Raw genomic sequence first — 698 nt, 5'->3', positions numbered from 1 at the left:
GCTAACTCCTCCGCGTGACCTTCCGGCACCGGGCAGGCGTCAGACCCTATACGTCGCCTTGCGGCTTCTGCAGAGTCCTGTGTTTTTGGTAAACAGTCGCTTGGGCCTCTCCACTGCGGCCCGCCTCCGCTCCCGGAGCAAGTCCGTTCACGTACGCGCGGGCACCCCTTCTCCCGAAGTTACGGGGCCATTGTGCCGAGTTCCTTGACCATGGTTGACCCGATCGCCTCGGTATGTTCTACCCACCCACCTGTGTCGGTTTGCGGTACGGGCGCGCACGCGCCTGCCTAGGGGTTTTTCTAGGGACCTCGGGCTCACTCGCTTCGCTTAAGTGCTTCGTCCGGAGCCTCGCCCTCGATGCGGACCGGATTTCCCTGGTCCGCGGGCCGCGCTCCATCACGGGGACGTCCAGAACCCCGCCGAGCCACCCCCATCCGTCGCCCCGTCGGTCGTAGCGCCGCGTGCGCGGTGCAGGAATGTCTGCCTGCTGCGCGTCGGCTACGCCTGCCGGCCTCGCCTTAGCCCCCGACTGACCCTGGGAGGATTAGCCTTGCCCAGGAAACCTCGGGTTCACGGCGGACGAGTTACTCTCTCGTCTCTCGCTACTCATGCCAGCATTCTCACTCCCATGCGCTCCACCGTCGGTCGCCCTCCGGCTTCTCCGCCCATGGGAAGCTCCCCTACCGATTCTATAGATA

The 698-nt window shown here is 65.0% G+C and carries 1 rRNA gene; it reads right to left on the bottom strand.

What is annotated here, in order from left to right:
- Nucleotides 1-698, bottom strand: a 23S ribosomal RNA gene (locus tag ACTQ1E_RS08850); the annotation flags it as partial.

It is taken from the genome of Collinsella sp. LCP21S3_C7, assembly GCF_052118485.1.
Taxonomy (GTDB): Bacteria; Actinomycetota; Coriobacteriia; order Coriobacteriales; family Coriobacteriaceae; genus Collinsella.
The sequence above is the reverse complement of the archived record's forward strand: the minus strand, read 5'-3'. Positions and strand labels throughout refer to the sequence as shown.